This is a genomic window from Micromonospora sp. NPDC049204 (assembly GCF_040647935.1).
GTDB lineage: Bacteria > Actinomycetota > Actinomycetes > Mycobacteriales > Micromonosporaceae > Micromonospora.
Genome location: NZ_JBEZDC010000003.1, coordinates 432,656 through 448,543 on the forward strand (window position 1 = coordinate 432,656; position 15,888 = coordinate 448,543).

General features: G+C 70.7%; 19 protein-coding genes and 3 tRNA genes. 11 read left to right on the forward strand and 11 right to left on the reverse strand.

All coding sequences use genetic code 11. From position 1 onward, the window contains the following. Nucleotides 1-7 precede the first annotated feature (7 nt). From purM to amcA, 3 genes are all read left to right on the forward strand, one after another. Nucleotides 8-1,162, forward strand: coding sequence for a phosphoribosylformylglycinamidine cyclo-ligase (gene purM, locus AB0A90_RS08100; protein WP_357243545.1), 1,155 nt, complete (start codon nucleotides 8-10; stop codon nucleotides 1,160-1,162). 126 nt (nucleotides 1,163-1,288) lie between these two features. After that, entirely contained in the window at nucleotides 1,289-2,392 is a 1,104-nt protein-coding gene (gene amcB, locus AB0A90_RS08105) for a cyclophane-forming radical SAM peptide maturase AmcB (protein WP_357244092.1), read from the forward strand. After that, nucleotides 2,361-2,588, forward strand: a complete 228-nt coding sequence (gene amcA / locus AB0A90_RS08110) for a multiple cyclophane-containing RiPP AmcA (RefSeq protein WP_357243548.1) — start codon at nucleotides 2,361-2,363, stop codon at nucleotides 2,586-2,588. Before amcB ends, amcA begins: the two co-directional genes overlap by 32 nt. A 136-nt stretch (nucleotides 2,589-2,724) precedes the next feature. Here amcA and AB0A90_RS08115 read toward each other — a convergent pair whose 3' ends face one another. Further along, complete coding sequence (locus AB0A90_RS08115; protein WP_357243551.1) at nucleotides 2,725-2,940, reverse strand: DUF3073 domain-containing protein; 216 nt, start codon at nucleotides 2,938-2,940, stop codon at nucleotides 2,725-2,727. A 300-nt stretch (nucleotides 2,941-3,240) separates the two neighbouring features. Then, a complete protein-coding gene (locus AB0A90_RS08120) occupies nucleotides 3,241-4,323 on the reverse strand; it encodes a Glu/Leu/Phe/Val dehydrogenase (protein ID WP_357243554.1) in 1,083 nt (360 codons plus the stop codon). A gap of 192 nt (nucleotides 4,324-4,515) precedes the next feature. On the opposite strand from AB0A90_RS08120, the gene AB0A90_RS08125 reads away from it, so the two are divergent. Both AB0A90_RS08125 and AB0A90_RS08130 read left to right on the forward strand, forming a co-directional pair. Beyond that, a complete protein-coding gene (locus AB0A90_RS08125) occupies nucleotides 4,516-5,355 on the forward strand; it encodes a hypothetical protein (RefSeq protein ID WP_357243557.1) in 840 nt (279 codons plus the stop codon). Between the two features lie 250 nt (nucleotides 5,356-5,605). After that, nucleotides 5,606-5,815 carry a BldC family transcriptional regulator gene (locus AB0A90_RS08130; protein ID WP_007073996.1) on the forward strand — a complete coding sequence of 70 codons (210 nt, stop codon included), beginning with the start codon at nucleotides 5,606-5,608 and terminating at the stop codon, nucleotides 5,813-5,815. A 103-nt stretch (nucleotides 5,816-5,918) separates the two neighbouring features. Here AB0A90_RS08130 and AB0A90_RS08135 read toward each other — a convergent pair whose 3' ends face one another. Further along, nucleotides 5,919-6,314, reverse strand: coding sequence for a PPOX class F420-dependent oxidoreductase (locus AB0A90_RS08135; RefSeq protein ID WP_357243560.1), 396 nt, complete (start codon nucleotides 6,312-6,314; stop codon nucleotides 5,919-5,921). A gap of 54 nt (nucleotides 6,315-6,368) precedes the next feature. On the opposite strand from AB0A90_RS08135, the gene AB0A90_RS08140 reads away from it, so the two are divergent. Next, on the forward strand, nucleotides 6,369-7,148 hold the full coding sequence (locus AB0A90_RS08140; RefSeq protein ID WP_357243563.1) for a class I SAM-dependent methyltransferase: 780 nt from the start codon (nucleotides 6,369-6,371) through the stop codon (nucleotides 7,146-7,148). A gap of 43 nt (nucleotides 7,149-7,191) precedes the next feature. On the opposite strand, the gene AB0A90_RS08145 is transcribed toward AB0A90_RS08140, so the two are convergent. Next, nucleotides 7,192-7,479, reverse strand: a complete 288-nt coding sequence (locus tag AB0A90_RS08145) for a hypothetical protein (RefSeq protein WP_357243566.1) — start codon at nucleotides 7,477-7,479, stop codon at nucleotides 7,192-7,194. Nucleotides 7,480-7,655: 176 nt separating this feature from the next. Here AB0A90_RS08145 and AB0A90_RS08150 point away from each other — a divergent pair, with 176 nt between their 5' ends. Continuing rightward, the gene (locus AB0A90_RS08150) at nucleotides 7,656-8,513 is read left to right on the forward strand and encodes a 3-hydroxyacyl-CoA dehydrogenase family protein (protein ID WP_357243569.1); all 858 of its coding nucleotides are present in this window, start codon (nucleotides 7,656-7,658) and stop codon (nucleotides 8,511-8,513) included. Beyond that, a complete protein-coding gene (locus AB0A90_RS08155; protein WP_357243573.1) occupies nucleotides 8,510-9,262 on the forward strand; it encodes an enoyl-CoA hydratase/isomerase family protein in 753 nt (250 codons plus the stop codon). Before AB0A90_RS08150 ends, AB0A90_RS08155 begins: the two co-directional genes overlap by 4 nt. A gap of 65 nt (nucleotides 9,263-9,327) precedes the next feature. Here the strand turns inward: AB0A90_RS08155 and AB0A90_RS08160 are convergent, their stop codons facing one another. After that, nucleotides 9,328-10,671, reverse strand: coding sequence for an ABC transporter substrate-binding protein (locus tag AB0A90_RS08160; protein WP_357243576.1), 1,344 nt, complete (start codon nucleotides 10,669-10,671; stop codon nucleotides 9,328-9,330). A gap of 156 nt (nucleotides 10,672-10,827) precedes the next feature. On the opposite strand from AB0A90_RS08160, the gene AB0A90_RS08165 reads away from it, so the two are divergent. Continuing rightward, the gene (locus tag AB0A90_RS08165; protein ID WP_357243579.1) at nucleotides 10,828-11,217 is read left to right on the forward strand and encodes a hypothetical protein; all 390 of its coding nucleotides are present in this window, start codon (nucleotides 10,828-10,830) and stop codon (nucleotides 11,215-11,217) included. A gap of 53 nt (nucleotides 11,218-11,270) precedes the next feature. Here the strand turns inward: AB0A90_RS08165 and AB0A90_RS08170 are convergent, their stop codons facing one another. Then, a complete protein-coding gene (locus AB0A90_RS08170) occupies nucleotides 11,271-11,711 on the reverse strand; it encodes a hypothetical protein (protein ID WP_357243582.1) in 441 nt (146 codons plus the stop codon). A 126-nt stretch (nucleotides 11,712-11,837) separates the two neighbouring features. Between AB0A90_RS08170 and AB0A90_RS08175 the strand changes: the two genes are divergently transcribed. Further along, a complete protein-coding gene (locus AB0A90_RS08175) occupies nucleotides 11,838-12,545 on the forward strand; it encodes a DUF2786 domain-containing protein (RefSeq protein WP_357243585.1) in 708 nt (235 codons plus the stop codon). 61 nt (nucleotides 12,546-12,606) lie between these two features. Here AB0A90_RS08175 and AB0A90_RS08180 read toward each other — a convergent pair whose 3' ends face one another. Then, the gene (locus tag AB0A90_RS08180) at nucleotides 12,607-13,134 is read right to left on the reverse strand and encodes an SRPBCC family protein (RefSeq protein ID WP_357243588.1); all 528 of its coding nucleotides are present in this window, start codon (nucleotides 13,132-13,134) and stop codon (nucleotides 12,607-12,609) included. 166 nt (nucleotides 13,135-13,300) lie between these two features. Here AB0A90_RS08180 and AB0A90_RS08185 point away from each other — a divergent pair, with 166 nt between their 5' ends. Continuing rightward, nucleotides 13,301-14,380, forward strand: a complete 1,080-nt coding sequence (locus AB0A90_RS08185; RefSeq protein ID WP_357243591.1) for a hypothetical protein — start codon at nucleotides 13,301-13,303, stop codon at nucleotides 14,378-14,380. A 198-nt stretch (nucleotides 14,381-14,578) separates the two neighbouring features. Here AB0A90_RS08185 and AB0A90_RS08190 read toward each other — a convergent pair. The 4 genes from AB0A90_RS08190 to AB0A90_RS08205 all read right to left on the reverse strand — a co-directional run bounded on the left by AB0A90_RS08190 (nucleotide 14,579) and on the right by AB0A90_RS08205 (nucleotide 15,863). Further along, nucleotides 14,579-14,652: transfer RNA gene (locus tag AB0A90_RS08190), tRNA-Phe, on the reverse strand. A 99-nt stretch (nucleotides 14,653-14,751) separates the two neighbouring features. Further along, nucleotides 14,752-14,825: transfer RNA gene (locus AB0A90_RS08195), tRNA-Asp, on the reverse strand. Nucleotides 14,826-14,856: 31 nt separating this feature from the next. Continuing rightward, nucleotides 14,857-14,929, reverse strand: a tRNA-Glu gene (locus tag AB0A90_RS08200). Nucleotides 14,930-15,083: 154 nt separating this feature from the next. After that, complete coding sequence (locus AB0A90_RS08205; protein ID WP_357243594.1) at nucleotides 15,084-15,863, reverse strand: polysaccharide deacetylase family protein; 780 nt, start codon at nucleotides 15,861-15,863, stop codon at nucleotides 15,084-15,086. Nucleotides 15,864-15,888 lie beyond the last annotated feature (25 nt).

Genomic DNA, 15,888 nt, shown 5'->3' on the forward strand with positions numbered 1-15,888 from the left:
GAGAACCGTGACGCACGTGTCCGAGCGCAACGGCGCAGGAAGCAGCCCGACCGGCGCCGGCGGCGACCGACAGCCCTGGACTGCCGGCACCAGCCGGCAGGCCCGCAAACGCTCGGTTTCGTACGCCGACGCCGGAGTTTCCATCGACGCGGGCGACCGCGCGGTGGAACTGCTCAAGTCGAAGGTGCGCCAGACCCGCCGCCCTGAGGTGATGGGTGACCTCGGTGGGTTCGCCGGCCTGTTCCGGCTGGACACGAAGAAGTACAAGAGCCCGATCCTGGCGTCCTCCACCGACGGGGTGGGCACCAAACTGGTTATCGCCCAGCAGATGGACATCCACGACACCGTCGGCATCGACCTGGTCGCGATGGTCGTCGACGACCTGGTGGCCTGTGGTGCCGAGCCGCTGTTCCTGCTCGACTACATCGCCACCGGCGAGGTCGTGCCGGACAAGGTCGCCGAGATCGGCGCGGGCATCGCCGACGGTTGCCGCTACGCCGGCTGCGCGCTGCTGGGCGGGGAGACCGCCGAGCACCCCGGCGTGCTCCGCCCGGACGAGTACGACATCTCCGCGACCGGTGTCGGCGTGGTCGAGGAAGCCGACATCCTCAGCCCGGAGCGGGTCGAGGTGGGCGACGCGGTGATCGCCATGCGCTCCTCCGGCCTGCACTCCAACGGCTACTCGCTGGTCCGGCACGTGCTGCTCGGTGCGGCCCGGATGCGACTCGACATCGTGATCGACGACTTCGGTCGGCAGCGGACCCTCGGCGAGGAACTGCTCACCCCGACCAAGATCTACGCCAAGGACTGCCTCAAGCTGATCGCCGAGGCGGAGGTGCGGGCGCTGTCCCACATCACCGGCGGCGGCATCCCCGGCAACCTGGTCCGGGTGCTGCCGGAGCACGTCGACGCGGTGGTCAACCGGTCCACGTGGAAGCCGCAGCCGATCTTCGACCTGATCCAGTCGAAGGGTCGCATCGACGACCACGACATGGAGTCGACCTTCAACATGGGTGTCGGCATGTTCGCGATCGTGTCGGCGGAGGATGCTGACCGCGCGTTAGCCACGCTCACCGGCCGTGGGGTCGAGGCGTGGCAGGCCGGCGAGATCATCGAGGGCACCGGCAACGTGCAGATGGTCGGTCAGCACACCCGCGGCTGATCACGCGCTGGTGATCGTACGGGCACCTGATCAGGGCTTCACCCGAGTGGCCAATGCCGCCTAGCCTGAAGGGCTCAGGCTAGGCGGAGGAGGGCGATGGCTGCTCGGGGACAGTCGTTCAGCGGGATGCGCGGTCTGGCGGCCGTCCCGTCGTACGTCGTCATGCAGCCGACCACCCTCTGCAACCTCGACTGCACGTACTGCTATCTGCCGTTTCGGGCTGCCGACCGGCGGATGCCGGTGACGGTGGCCGCGGCGGTCGCGGCGGCGGTCAACCCCTGGGCGGCGGCGGGCCGGTTCTCGGTGGTCTGGCACGGCGGTGAGCCGCTGGCGGCCGGCCGGGAGCACCTGGCCGACCTGATGGCACCGTTCGGGCCCGACGTCGAACATCACGTGCAGACCAACGCCACCCTGATCGACGACGACTGGTGTGACTTCTTCACCAGGCACGAAATGCGGGTGAGCGTGAGCGTCGACGGTCCCCGGTCGCGCAACGGTGACCGGGTCAACCGGGGCGGCCAGCCGGCGTACGACCGGATCCTGCGGGGCGTCGACGCGCTGCGTCGGCACGGCCTGCCGTTCTCCGCGCTGGCGGTGGTGTCCCGGCCGGAGCCGGGGCTCGCCACCGAGCTGTACGACTACTTCCTCGACCTGGGTTGCGACGTGTTGGGCGTCAACATCGAGGAGACCGAGGGGGTCAACACCCGCGACAACAGCCACGACCCGGCTGCGGTGACCGGCTTCTGGGCCGAGTTGGTCGCGGCCTGGCGTCGGGATCCCCGGATCCACCTGCGCGAGATCGAGTGGTCGCTGCGCTACGCCGCGGCCGTGCTCGACAACTCGGAGGACGGGGTGCTGCCCCGCCACCTGGACCCGATCCCGACGATCGGTCACGACGGCTCGGTGATCGTGCTGTCCCCGGAGTTGGCCGGCTTCAGCGACCCTCGCTACGGCGACTTCAGCAGCGGCAACGTGCTGCGGACCCCGCTGGCGGAGATCATCGCCGGTGCCGCGGCGACGCCGTGGGTCGGCGAGTTCCTGGCCGGGGTGGAGGCCTGCCGGGTGTCCTGCCCGTACTTCGGTTTCTGCGGGGGTGGCCACGCCGCCAACCGTTACTTCGAGCTGGGGCGTTTTGACGGTACGGAGACCGAGCACTGCCGCAACAGCAAGATCCGCCTATTGGAGGGAGTGTTGGAGCATGCCCGAGACCACCAGTCACCGGCGCCCTGAGCGCGAAGCGGACGACGGCGTCACCGAACGGGTGCGGGAGGCGGGTCCCGCGCTCGTCGCGCTGTTGCAGGAGGCCGAAGACGCGCGGAGGCTGCGCTCCGAGGTTTCGGGAAGCGACGGCGCCAGCGCGGTCTGCGCCTGGAACCACTTCGAGAACATCCCGACGTTCTACAACTGGAACAATCGCCCACGCTGAGGTGAGCCACGATCGGGGGCCTGTCGGGCGACCGGAGTCACTCCGGTCGGGTCAGGCCCCTGATCGTCGGCTACTACACCTGCACGGAACGTGCGTGAGCACGCGGACTTACCGCGTGCTCAGTTGCGTCGAGAGGTCAGCGGGTCGGACGGACCCAGGGATCCGGGTCGTCGTCCGCGTGATCCTCATCATCGTCGTCGACGGACTCTTTCGAGTTGTCGTCGAAGTGGTGCTCAGACTTACCAGCACCCGCCAGTTCGCGCTGCAAGGCGGTGAGGTCGGTGTTCGGGGAGTGGTACTTCAACTCCCGGGCCACCTTCGTCTGCTTGGCCTTAGCACGGCCGCGCCCCATGGCTCGACCCCCTCGCACAGAATGCGGGGCAGCCCGAAGGCGGGCCCCGATGACGTCAGGCATCTCTCGTGGCTCTTACGGTACATGGGGATGCCACCGTTCGGCACCTCGGGTTACCGTCAGCCGGCTCTGCGCGTCGCGTCGATCCGGCCGTCACCCAGTGTACCGGGTAAGGAGCGGATCGGTTAGCACCCGTGACACCGGACAAACCGCATCAAAGTTGACCCGACGTCAGCTTACCCAGGCGAGCCGGCCAGGGAGGCCCGGAGGCGGATCCCGTCGATCCGCCTCCGGGAACGCTCAGCGCAGGTGGATCCCGCGCAGCCGGCCGATGTCCGCCATCCGCCGCTCCGCCAGCCGGTCCGCGGCCACCGCCGGCGGCACGCCCTCGGCGTCAGCCAGGCGCAGGATCTCGCGCGTGGTGTCGTAGATCCGGGTCGCCCGCAGCTTCGCCCGCTCGAAGTTGAAGCCCTCGATCTCGTCGGCCACCTGGATGACGCCGCCCGCGTTGACGACGTAGTCCGGGGTGTAGAGGATGCCCCGGTCGGCGAGCAGCTTCTCGATGCCCGGGTGGGCGAGCTGGTTGTTCGCCGCGCCGGCCACCACCTTGGCGCGCAGCGCCGGCACGCTCTCGTCGTTCAGGGCGCCGCCCAGCGCACAGGGCGCGTACACGTCGATGTCCGCGGCGGCCAGCGCGCTGACGTCGTCCAGAAGGGTGACCTGCGGGTGGTTGGTACGCACCCACGCCAGCGCCTTGGGGTTGACGTCGGTGGCGACCACCTCGGCGCCGTCTTCGAGCAGGTGCCCGGTGAGGTACTTGCCGACCTTGCCCAACCCGGCCACCCCGACCCGGCGGCCCCGCAGGCTCGGAGTGCCCCAGACGTGCTCGGCGGCCGCCCGCATGCCCTGGAAGACACCCCAGGCGGTGAGGATCGACGAGTCGCCGGCACCACCGTGCTCCACGCTGCGCCCGGTCACGTAGCGGGTCTCCCGGGCCACGACGTCCATGTCCGCCACGTACGTGCCGACGTCACAGGCGGTGTAGTAGCGACCGCCCAGCGACTCCACGAAGCGTCCGTACGCGCGCAGCAGCGCCTCGCTCTTGATCTGCTCCGGGTCACCCCAGATGACGGCCTTGCCGCCGCCCAGGTCCAGCCCGGCGAGCGCGTTCTTGTACGCCATCCCGCGCGACAGGTCGAGCACGTCGGCGAGGGCGTCGTCCTCGCTGTCGTACGGGTAGAAGCGGGTGCCGCCGAGCGCCGGCCCCAGCGCGGTGGAGTAGATCCCGATGATCGCCTTCAGGCCGCTCTGCTTGTCCTGGCAGAACACGACCTGTTCGTGACCTGTCGATACCGGGTCGTCGGTGCTCGCGAATACACCCATTGTTGGCTCCTGGAGTGGTGTGCGCCCTTGTGGGACGCGGACCTGGTGGACGCCGGCGGGATGCTGCCGGTGTGATCGAGCCTAGTATCGGCCGCCCTGCGAGCGCTCGACGCGCCGCCGCCGTCCCACGTTGCGGCGCGCGTGGTCCGGCCGCTGACCGCGTACGGGTGCGGTTCGTGGGAGGATCGCGCCGTGCCGTCGCTCTTCGCTTCTTACCTGCGCGTGTACGAACCGCTGACCGCCTTCGACCGAGACCGGCAGAGCTACTGGCGTCGCTATGTCTCCGAGGGGCGGGCGGTGGCTCCGGTCGAGGGTCCCGGCCGGCAGCGGACGGCGGTGATCGAGGCGCTGGGCGCTGGCTGGACCCGACTGCCGGACCTGCCGGAGGAGGCGTACGTCCTGGAGACGGACGACAGTCTGCTGGTCTGCCCCTGGAACCTGCGGATCCGGGTCGCTGAGGCGGCGCTCAGCGCCCGGGACGGGGTGCCCCCGGTGCTCGCCGACGCCTTCGTGCCGCCGGTGCTGGCCGGGCAGGCCAGGGCGGTGATCGACGACTGGCGCAGTGGTGCCCGGGTGCTGGAGCACGGGGTGCCCCGGGTGCACGAGCAGATCGCCACGTGGGGCGTGCCGCTGCGCTGGTTCGTGCTCTTCGAGCCGGCCGAGCGGGACCTGGTCACCCAGCCCGGTCGCCGGGCGCTGCGCTACCGCACGGAGATCTCCAAGGCCCGCCGTCGGTCGTCCCGGGCGCTGTCCGTCCTGCGCAAGTCGGTGGGCGAGGCGCCGATCACCGAGGCGGTGGAGGAGGCGGCTCGTTGGCTGGAGGAGTTCCATCCTCGGTCGGTGGTCGAACTGGACTACGGCGGCCTGGTCGACCTGCTTCCCGACGAGACTCTCGCGGCGGACGACTCGCCCGAGCTGGTCGCCGAGGGCCTGGCGGGGCTGTCGCGGGGTGAGGCGGAGGAGGCGTCCGCCGCGTACGACAAACTGGTGGCCCGGTGGCGTGCGGTGCAGCTGCTGGAGCGGTGCAACTAGGGCAAATGCCCGTAGGAGCGCTCCCAAGGTGAAGTGTGCTCGTAGTCGACGCATCACGAACCGTGATCATGAGTCCCATTAAGATAGATTCTGCCGTGTAAAAGTCGTAAAAATCGGGCATGGTTCATCCGTCCGTCTAGGGACCTTCATCCGTTCGGCCCATGTCGGACATCGGGGACTAGCCGGACCATGGGAGACGCGTCGGCCGGCGGGACCCCGGCCGATGTCTATACATGTGGAGGAGTGACCGATGGCATCGCGAACGCACGAACCAGAGCCGCTACTCACGCCGGCCGAGGTGGCGTCGATGTTCCGTGTCGACCCGAAGACGGTGACCCGGTGGGCCAAGGCGGGCAAGCTCAGCGCCATCCGCACTCTGGGTGGCCACCGTCGATACCGCGAGTCGGAGGTCAGGGCGTTGCTGCAGGGTCAGATCCCGCAGCAACGGCAGGGCGACTGAGCGGCTCCAGTTTTTCCGGTCAGGGGCGGTGGATCTCGATCCACCGCCCCTTTCCATGGCCGGGGCCAGGTATGACCGACCTCAGCGCCGCCCGAGGCCGGCGTCACCCTCGGCGCGGGTCCTCGGTCAGCGTCAGGCGGATGCCGACCGTGCCGCCCTCGCCGCGGCGCAAGCGGCTGCCCAGCAGGCTCAGCCGGCCGATCAGCCGGTACTTGTGCTTGAGCAGATCACGAACCCGACCGGTGTCACCGCCGCCGTAGATCGTGGCGTGAGCTGACACCTCCGCCCCGTGTGGACGCCCCCGCACGTCACAGGGCGCCACGGTCACCTTGCCGTTGTTGCGGATCCGTTTGACCTTGCCCGAGTCGGCTCCGGTCCAGACCGCCAGCGCCTCACCGTCGCGGACCGCCCAGACCGGGGTCGGCACCGCCCGACCATCCTTGCGGAAGGTCGTGAGCAGCAGATACTTCTCGGCGGACAGCCGGTCCAGCGTCGTCACGCCGCCAGGATACGGCCGCCACCGGCCGCCGAGTGGACAGATAGCGTGAACGCCGTGACGGGCGAGCCTCAAATCGGTGACGTGATCGGCGAACTGCTGCGGGACACGCTTGCCGTGGCCACCGGGGTGGGTCCGCGACCGCTTGTCGGCGGCCGACTACCCCGGCCGGTCATCGAGATCATCGAGCGGGACGACGGTCTGATCAACGGCGCCCCGGCCGCGCACTACCTGGACGGGCCGCAGGAGTGGCAGCCGTACGACCACCGGGCCGTGGACCGGGTACGCGGCGAGACGCTGGACATCGGCACCGGCGCCGGCCGGATCGCGCTACTGCTCCAGGAGCGCGGGGTACCGGTCACCGGGCTGGACACCTCCGCGGGTGCGCTGGCGGTCAGCCGGCGTCGTGGCGTCCGACGGCTGGTGCACGGCACCGTCGACACCCACGTCGCCGACGGACGGCGGTACGACACGTTCCTGCTGCTCGGCAACAACCTCGGGCTGTTCGAGGGGCGGGAGCGCGCTCCCGAGTTCCTGGCCGCGCTCGCCGCGCTGGCCCGACCGGGTGCGCAGATCATCGCGCACGGCACCGACCCGTACGGCACCCGCGACCCGCTGCACACCAGCTACCACGAGCGCAACCGCCGGCGGGGCCGGCTCGGCGGTCAACTCCGGCTCCGGCTGCGCTACCGCGAGCTGAGCACCGAATGGTTCGACTACCTGGTTTGTTCGGCCGACGAGTTCGCCGCGCTGGTGCACGGCACCGGCTGGCGGCTGACCGACGTGGATGATCGGGACGCCCCCTACTACCTGGCCACCCTGCGCCTCGCCGAATGAGCGACGGCCCCTGCGCCGGCGGGCGCAGGGGCCGTCGTACCGCTCAGACCTGGACGGTCGGGGGGAGCTGCTCGGGCGGGAGGCCGCCGTCGCCGTCGACCACCTCGTCCGGTTGGCCGTCCTCGTCGATGTCGACCATGGTGATGTCCACCTTGCCGTCACCGTCGGTGTCGAACTGGAACAGGTCGGCCTTGCCGTCGCCGTCGGTGTCCACCACCCACACATCGGTCTTGCCGTCGTTGTTGGTGTCCGCGCGCAGCAGCTCGACCCGCTCGTCGCCCCGGGTCTCCACGATCGCGGAGTCGGTGACGCTCTCCGGTGCCTGGCTCATGTCGACTGGTCCTTCCCTCGATTGACGGGCCGTCATTACCCGATCCCGCGCTCCCCCAAGCATGGGCCGGATCGTCGAGCTGTCTAGGGTCGCAACATGAGCGAGCGGAGCAGGCGAAACACCCAGCTCGGTGTGGCGGGGACCCCGCGCGCCGGCCGGCGGGACAGGGAGGCGTGATGAGCGGACGTTTCGTGGTCGTCGGTGCCGGCACGATGGGGCTCGGCATCGCGTACGTGGCGGCCGGGGCCGGGCACACGGTCGAACTGGTCGAGGTGGACCCGGAGCGGGGCAGGGCCGCGCAGAACCGGCTCGCCGAGCTGTGGGAACGGGCCGTGCAACGCGGAAAGCTGAGCGCCGACGAGGCCGCCACGCACCGGCAGCGGGTCACGCTGCGGCCGGCGCTCGCCGAGGTCGCCCCGGCCCCCGAGGTGATCGTGGAGGCGGTGCCGGAGCGGCTGGACCTGAAGCGGGCGGTGCTGCGCGACGCCGCGGCGCTGCGCCCGGCACTGCTGGCCAGCAACACCTCAAGCATCGCCATCGGTGACCTGGCCGCCGGGTTGGACGCGCCCGAGCGCTTCCTCGGCCTGCACTTCTTCAACCCGGTCTGGGCCATGGCCCTCCTGGAGATCGTGGTCGGCCCGGCCACCGCCGAGGAGACCACCGCCGCGGCCGTCGCGCTCGCCGGCCGGTTGGGCAAGGACCCCGTCGTCGTACGCGACCTGCCCGGCTTCGCCACCTCCCGACTCGGGGTCACCCTCGGGCTGGAGGCGATCCGGATGGTCGCCGACGGGGTGGCCAGCCCCGCCGACATCGACAAGGCGATGGTGCTCGGCTACCGGCACCCGATCGGCCCGTTGGAGCTCACCGACCTGGTCGGCCTCGACGTACGGCTGGACATCGCCCGCACCCTCCAGGCCGCGTACGGGGACCGCTTCGCGCCGCCGCCACTGCTCGTGGAGATGGTGGACGAGGGGCGGCTGGGCAAGAAGTCGGGGCACGGCTTCTACGAGTGGAACGGCGGGGTCAAGCAGTGAGCGCGACGAGCGGGCTGCGAATCGAGGAGCGGCCGGACCGGCTGGTGGTGACCCTGGATCGGCCGGAGAAGCGCAACGCCATCGACGCTGACCTGATCGCCGAGCTGCACCAGGTCTGCGCCGAGTTGGAAGCGCGGCCCCGGCTGCTGCTGCTCACCGGTGGGACGGCGGGCATCTTCGCCGGTGGCGCCGACATCGCCCAGCTCCGGGAGCGGGGTCGCACGGACGCCCTGGCCGCGATCAATTCCGCCGCCTTCGCGCGGATCCGGGCGTTGCCGATGCCCACGGTGGCCGCCGTCGACGGCCCGGCGCTGGGCGGTGGCGCCGAACTGGCGTACGCCTGCGATCTGCGGGTGTGCACGGCGCGCGCGGTCTTCGGTCAGCCGGAGGTGCGGTTGGGGATCCTGGCCGGCGCGGGCGCGACTCACCGGCTGCCGGCGTTGATCGGTGAGGGCCGGGCCAAGGAGCTGCTCTTCACCGGCCGGCGGGTGGACGCCGCGGAGGCGCTGCGCATCGGCCTGGTGAACCAGGTGGTGGACGAGCCCGACGAGCTGCTCACGGTGGCGCACGCGGTGCTGGACGAGATCGCCCTGGGCTCCCCGCTGGCGCTGCGGCTGACCAAGCTGGCGGTGGACGCGCCGGCCGCCGCGCACCCTCACCTCGACCTGGTCAGTCAGGCGGTGCTCTTCGAGGACGAGGAGAAGCACCGGCGGATGACCGAGTTCCTGGAGCGCCGTCGGCCGCGGTGATTCCCGCAAACGAAACGGCCGCACCGACGCTCGCATCGGTGCGGCCGTTCTCGCCTCTGGTGGTGCTACTGCCGGATCTGCACTCCGCTGTCGGCCAGCGAACGGATCACCGAGGCCGACTCACCGAAGCCGATGATCAGTACGGCGTCCGCGCCGAAGTCCTTGATCTCCTTGGCGCCGCCGGAGAAGTCCACCGGGGGAGCCTTGGCGTCGGCGGGCGGCTCGTAGGTGAGCAGCTTGAGGCGGTCGCTGGTGATGCCGGCCTTGTCCAGCTCGTCACGCACGGTGCCCTGCAGGCCCTCACCGTAGGAGTCCTTGCGGGCGACGATGACGATCTTCTGCGATCCGTCGCGGAGGATGACGTCGGCCAGCGCCCGACCCTGGAGGCTGTCCGGCGGCGCCGTGCGGAAGTAGAGGCCCCCGTCGTCCACGTCGGTCAGGCTGCTGTCGGTGTTGGAGGGGGAGAAGAGGATCTTCCCGGCCTGCACCACGTCCGGCAGCACCGCCCGGGAGATGCCCGAACCGCCCGCGCCGATGATCACGCTGACGCCCTCGGTCACGTGCCTGGCCACCGTCGCCTTGGCCACCGCCGGGTTGGTGCCGTCGTCGCCGTCCACCCACGTCACCGGCTTGCCCAGTGCGCCACCTGCGGCGTTGATCTCGCGGATCGCCAGCGCGGCGCCGGCCGCCATCGGCGGGTAGGCGATCGACAGGTCACCGGTCTTCGGCAGCAGGCCGCCCAGGATCAGCGGCTGCTGGTCGGGGTCCACGGTCGGCCGCTGCTTCTTCGGCTTCGGCGGCGTCTTGGTGCTCGCCGCCGATTCGATACCCGCGCCGACGAACTCGGTCTTGCCGTCGTTGATCTGCTGCCCGTCGAAGGTCAGGGTCGCGTAGCTCGCGGTGGCCGGCTCACCCTTGTCGGTGAAGCCCGCCCGCGTCAGCGAGACACCGCGGTACTCGACGTCCTGCCCGTTACGGGCCATGGCGAGGCACGTCGCCGGGTCCTCGCAGCGCTGCCCGTCGTTGGTCACGGCGACGATCTGCTTCGCGATGGCAGCCGGGTCGGTGCTTCCGGCCAGCTGAGCGGCGAGTACGGCGACGACCACCGCGTCGTACGTCTCGGCGGAGTACACATAGTCCGTCAGCGCCGGATTGACGGTCTTCAGCCGACTCTTGAAGTCCTCGGGCAGCGGTACGAGTGGCGTGGTGCCCTTCATTCCGTCGACCAGACTCGCTCGTTCCTTCAACTCCGCTGGGTAGGAGTTGAGCATGTTGCCGTCCGTGCCGTAGAGGCGCACCTGTTGGGCGCTTGACTCCTTGGCCTTGTCATCCCCGCAAGCGCTTGTGGCGAGCAGGATCGTCGCGCAGGCAGCCAGTGAGGCTACCCGCGAGCGGCGTGATACGAACATGGTCGTCCTTCCTCCGGCGAAGGTCCGCTGCGCACATTAGCGTGCCGAGGCCATCGGCGGGACCGTGGAGGTGGCGTAAAGCGCAGGTAGCTCGCGTTGAACACGGACAGTGACGGTCGTCGGGATCACTTGACCGCCAGTCCTACTGTGCGCTGCGTGACGGACCTACCACAGCAGACGTTCGACGACGCGACCGCCGTGCTCCGCTCGGCGCTGACCGGAGATGGAGACGCGGTGGTGGGAGCATTCGACGCGGTCGTCGACCGGGCCGGCCTGAGCGGCGCGTACGGGGTGGCCTGGTGCCTGGCCGCGACGATGGTCGGCGACGCGCCAGCCGCCAGCGGGGCGGCGCTCGACTTCCCGGGAATCGATCAGGCTGACTACGACACCCGCTGGGTGGCCCGCTTCGTCAGCGCGTACGCCAATCGGGACGAACCGACCGGAGAGGCGCTGTTCGGTGCGGCGGCGGCCGACGGGCTGCTCCCGGACTGCCTGCTCACCCTGGCCGGCTCGACGATCGCCACCCTGCGCAGCCGCGCCGGGTGACCGCCGTGGGGTCGCGACGTCCGGCGGAACGGACGCCGCGCCCGCACGGTCGCTCAGAACGCGTGGTAGGCGATCAGCGGCTCGTACTCGTACCGCAGGTTCTCGAAGCGGACCTGGAAGTTGACCCCGTCCCGGACGTTCGTCGCCACCGTGGTCCAGTCCGAGTTGGCCGGGAGGTAGGTCCAGTAGTTGCAGCCACTGGTCTTGTCGACGAAGATCACGCACGCCTCGGTGGCGTACACGCTCGCGTTGCGGACGTTGATGTCGCGACAGCGGGTCGTGGTGCGGAACTGGCCGGCCTGGCCGCCGTAGCGGCCGGTCTGGAAGAAGGACCGGACCGCCCCGCCGTAACAGGTGGCGAGCGGGGCGAAGGCGTTCGGCCCGGCGGTGACAGGTGCGACCGATCCGGTCGGTTCGGCCTGTGCGGGCGCGCCGGCGAAGAGCAGTGCGGTGGCCGTGGCGACGGCGAACAGTCGAGCGGTTGGGGATGGCATGCGTTCCTCCGGAAACGGTTGGCTGACCGTCCGTATTGGACTGATCATCGATCAGTGACGATGATAACGATCGATTGATCGTGGTGCGGCCCCGGTGGCATCCGACCCGTGTGATAGCTCTTAGTCATGTCCGAGGCCATGCTGAGCAAGGTGCGTAAGCTGCTCGCCCAGGCCGAGGACCCGGCCTGCACACCCGCCGAGGCGGAGGCGTTCACCGCCAAGGCGACCGAGCTGATCGCCCGCTACGGCGTGGACCGGGCGCTGCTCGCCGCCCGTGACCCGACCACCGACCCGGTCGGCGACCGGGTCCTGGACATCGTCGCCCCCTACGCCCGCGACAAGGTCGGCCTGCTCGCCGCGGTCGCCGAACCACTGCGCTGCCGCTGCGTACGACGCCGGCAGGGCAACGGCTTCGCGCTGCACCTGTTCGGCTTCGCCAGTGATCTGGAACGGGTGGACCTGCTCTTCACCTCACTGCTCGTGCAGGCGGCGCACGGCCTGGCCGCCACCGCGGTGCCGGCCGACGATCATCCCGCCGCCTTCCGCCGATCCTGGCTGGCCGGTTTCGCGGAGGTGATCGGAGGCCGGCTCTGGGCGGCGGAAACGGCGGCGGCCAGCGAGTCGGGGGTCCCGTCGGTGGCGCTGGTGCTGGCCGACCGCTCCGACCGGGTGCAGCGGCGGCTCGCCGAGCAGTACCCGCGACTGCGCACCGCACCGCCACGCAGGTTGGGCGGCACCGGCTTCGGGTCGGGGGCGGAGGCCGGTCGCCACGCGGACCTGGGTGGTCGGGACCTCGGCGGCGCCACCACGCCGGCCCGGCAACTCGGCCACTGAAGGCCGTGTGAAGGCTCGGTCCCCGATGGCCGTGGGGGTGGTGGGCTGGTGGCGCGGACGGTCAGGCGGGGGTGGTGGGCTGGTGGCGTGACACCGTCGCGACGTAGCGGGTGAGCAACTCGTGCCAGCCGGCCGTGAGCGCCTCGCGATATCCCTCGGCAGCCTCGCCGTGCCGGTCGAAGTGTCGGTGCTCCAGCTCGACCCGGGTGCGCTCCGGCCCCTCGCTGTGGAACAGCACCTCGACCTCGCTCGCGCGGGCCGGGTCCGGCACCGGCGCCCGGTCGGGGCCGATCTGCCAGACGAAGACCAACCGGCGCGGCGGGTCCCAGGTGAGCACCCGACCCCAGTCGGAGCGGAAGCCGTACGGGCCGATCTCGTAGAGCATGCCGCCAGCCCGCGGCTCCATGCCCAGCTCGGCCAGCGCGTCCGGGCCGGACCAGGTGTATTCGGTGACCCACCAGTCGGTCAGCTCGTCGGTGAAGACCGCGAACGCGCGCTCGGCGGAACTCGGGACATGCAGGCGGCACCGTAAGGAGAACTGGTCGACGTCATGCCGGATGTCGGCCGGATCAGTCATTTCCTGTCCCATAGGCCCGGACCATACCGGCTGATGCCCGCGTGTGCAGCTTCGTGCGATGCCCGGTTCCGGACATGTCGTCGGTCGATGCCCCACGGACGGGATGCCCGGCCGGAAAGCGGGTAACCGCGCCGAACGGCCCGGACGACCGGGCCGGTGTGCAGGCGGGCGGGAGAGCATGGGCGAGAGCGCGCAGCAGCGGGAGCCGGACCGGGTCGACCCGGACGTCCTGCTCGACATTCCGAAGGTCTCCGTCGACTCGATCCGGGTGGCGGTCGACGGCTTGGACGCTGACCTGTCGCTGCGAGCCCGGGTGGCCAACCTGATCCAGGTCGACGCCGGCGTACGTGTGCGCCTGAACAGCGGTGAACTGGACATCAACGGGGTACACGCCGAGGCGCAGTTGCGGGTGCGGTTGGAGCAGTTGACCACGATTCTCGGACGAGCACTCGACACCCTCGATCGCAACCCGCAGATCATCGAGGCGCTCGCTCGGACGGCTGGCACCACCCTCGACGGCGTGGACCGCGCCGCACAGCAGGCAGCACACGGGGCCGGGGCGGTCGAGACGTCGGTGCGCCGCTCCGACGGCGTACTCGGCGGGCCGGACCAGCAGGGGGGCACTGCCGGCACCGTCGTCGGCCCGGTCCGGGAGGGCGCCGGTCGGGTGGACGCCGATCAGTCGGGCGGCGACCGAGTGCGCGGCGACCGCCCGGGAATGGGTCGGCCGGGAGCGGGTCGGCCAGGCGTCGATCGGCCGGGAGCGGGTCGGCCGGGCTCGGGGCCACCTGCCGGAAGCTCTGAGCCGCACGCTGGTGGACCGGGACCCCGCGCTGGGGGACCCGGGTCCCCAACCGGTGGCCCTCGGCCGGGGGATCACGTACGACCGGAGTCCGGCGGAATGCCGGGCCACTACCCGATCGGCCGGCGACACGGGGAGCGGCACCACCCGGAAGGGCAACGGCCGGCAGGTTCGGATGACGGGAAGCGACCGTCCGGAGCGGGTCGGGGCACCGAGGCGGAGTCGTCGACCGGGCAGGGGCGCAACCGACCCGGTACATCGCCCGCCGCCGGCCCGAGCCCGTCCGGAGCCGGTGACGGCGGCGGTGGTCCTCTGGGTGGGGCGCAGGCCGCGGCGCAGAGCGCTGCGCAGCTCGCCGAGCAGGCGGGGGAGACGCTGCGACAGGCCGGGCGCAGCGTGTGGGAGGCGATCCAGACCGGTGTGGCGCAGCACCGCCAGCAGGGCCGCGACGACTGACGGCCGTGCGCTCGGCCCCGCCACCGGCCCATGATCCCATCGATTTTGGCGCGCGGTGTTCCGCCGACTCGGACGCCCCGATTCCGGGCAGTCGAGTCGATCACATTCCGGCGGGCCGCCGAGAAAGGCGCCGGAACAGCAAGATCCCCACCTGCGTTTCCGCTGGTGGGGACCTCTGTAGCCCGGCGAAAGGCTATGTGGCCAGGGGCGGGGTCGAACCGCCGACCTTCCGATTTTCAGTCGGACGCTCGTACCAACTGAGCTACCTGGCCGTGTCGCTCGGACCATGTTACCCAACAACCGGACGAACCGGCGGTAGGGAGACATGCTCCGATACGCAGAACGCCGCGCGAGGCGCGGCGTCAGCGCTGCGGTCCTGACGGGACTTGAACCCGCGACCTCCGCCTTGACAGGGCGGCGAGCACTCCAACTGCTCCACAGGACCTAGCTTGTGTTGCTCCGGCTTGCGCCGGTCGTGCCCCCAACGGGATTCGAACCCGTGCTACCGCCTTGAAAGGGCGGCGTCCTGGGCCGCTAGACGATGAGGGCGGCCCCGCCATCATTGCACATTTGCAACTTCAAGCAGACTTGCTCCCATCCGGCCCCGCCGGAGGCTTGGAAAGCATACGTGATGCCTGGTCGGTGAACAAAATCGGTATCGGCAGGGGCTCGGATCGGGCCATAACAGCAGGTCAAAGGTGGTCTAGCGGAGTCGGGCGATGCCGAAGCGCTGCTTCAGGTCCGCGATCAGGTGGGGGCAGGCGGCGAGCGTCGCAGCCCGATTGCCGCCCCCGTCGTGCAGCAGCACGATGGCGCCGGGGCGGGCGGCGGCGTGGACCCGCTTGCCGATCGTGGCGGCGTTCGGCTTGTCCCAGTCCTGGGGGTCGACCGACCAGTGCAGGGGGCGCATGCCGAGATCCTTCGCCGCCCCGAGCACCTCCGCCGTCCACCTGCCGCCCGGCTGCCGGTAGAAGGGCACCTTCGCCCCGGGAACCGCGGCACGGATGGCGTTGTTCGTGCGTTCCAGGTCGGCCTTCATCTCGGCGACCGGTCGCCGAGCCAGGTCGAGGTCGTGCCGCCAACTGTGGTTGCAGAGTTGGTGTCCCTCGCGGACGATCCGACGGACCAACTCCGGGTGACGCTGCACCTCACGACCGACGACGCAGAAGGTGGCCGTCACGCCGGAGGCCTTCAGTTGGTCGAGCACCTTGGGTGTCCAGGCCGGGCTGGGTCCGTCATCGAAGGTCAGGACCACCGGGCGCGCGCCGGTGTTGCGCCGCAGGCCGGCGGGGAGCTTGGCCGGCAACGGTCGCAACGGGGGCTTGGGCGGCTTGGCGACGGTCGGGTGCGGCGACGCCGTGGGCGTGGGCGATGTCGCCGGCTGCGGTGCGCCGGCGGCTGCGATGGTGCGGTCCGGCTGGGCGCATCCGGACAAGACGAGCGCCATGGCGAGGACGGACGCCAGAACGGCGCGGGCTTGCATCTGCTCGCTCCCGGAGGGGTCGGGG

What these genes read in the sequence shown, in the direction of transcription:
- AB0A90_RS08185 (WP_357243591.1), top strand. Translation starts at nt 13,301, where the DNA reads ATGGGCGAGAGCGCGCAGCAGCGGGAGCCGGACCGGGTCGACCCGGAC.
- amcB (WP_357244092.1), top strand. Translation starts at nt 1,289, where the DNA reads ATGCGCGGTCTGGCGGCCGTCCCGTCGTACGTCGTCATGCAGCCGACC.
- AB0A90_RS08130 (WP_007073996.1), top strand. Translation starts at nt 5,606, where the DNA reads ATGGCATCGCGAACGCACGAACCAGAGCCGCTACTCACGCCGGCCGAG.
- AB0A90_RS08160 (WP_357243576.1), bottom strand. Translation starts at nt 10,671, where the DNA reads ATGTTCGTATCACGCCGCTCGCGGGTAGCCTCACTGGCTGCCTGCGCG.
- AB0A90_RS08150 (WP_357243569.1), top strand. Translation starts at nt 7,656, where the DNA reads ATGAGCGGACGTTTCGTGGTCGTCGGTGCCGGCACGATGGGGCTCGGC.
- AB0A90_RS08205 (WP_357243594.1), bottom strand. Translation starts at nt 15,863, where the DNA reads ATGCAAGCCCGCGCCGTTCTGGCGTCCGTCCTCGCCATGGCGCTCGTC.
- AB0A90_RS08180 (WP_357243588.1), bottom strand. Translation starts at nt 13,134, where the DNA reads ATGGGACAGGAAATGACTGATCCGGCCGACATCCGGCATGACGTCGAC.
- AB0A90_RS08170 (WP_357243582.1), bottom strand. Translation starts at nt 11,711, where the DNA reads ATGCCATCCCCAACCGCTCGACTGTTCGCCGTCGCCACGGCCACCGCA.
- AB0A90_RS08120 (WP_357243554.1), bottom strand. Translation starts at nt 4,323, where the DNA reads ATGGGTGTATTCGCGAGCACCGACGACCCGGTATCGACAGGTCACGAA.
- AB0A90_RS08115 (WP_357243551.1), bottom strand. Translation starts at nt 2,940, where the DNA reads ATGGGGCGCGGCCGTGCTAAGGCCAAGCAGACGAAGGTGGCCCGGGAG.
- amcA (WP_357243548.1), top strand. Translation starts at nt 2,361, where the DNA reads ATGCCCGAGACCACCAGTCACCGGCGCCCTGAGCGCGAAGCGGACGAC.
- AB0A90_RS08175 (WP_357243585.1), top strand. Translation starts at nt 11,838, where the DNA reads ATGTCCGAGGCCATGCTGAGCAAGGTGCGTAAGCTGCTCGCCCAGGCC.
- AB0A90_RS08145 (WP_357243566.1), bottom strand. Translation starts at nt 7,479, where the DNA reads ATGAGCCAGGCACCGGAGAGCGTCACCGACTCCGCGATCGTGGAGACC.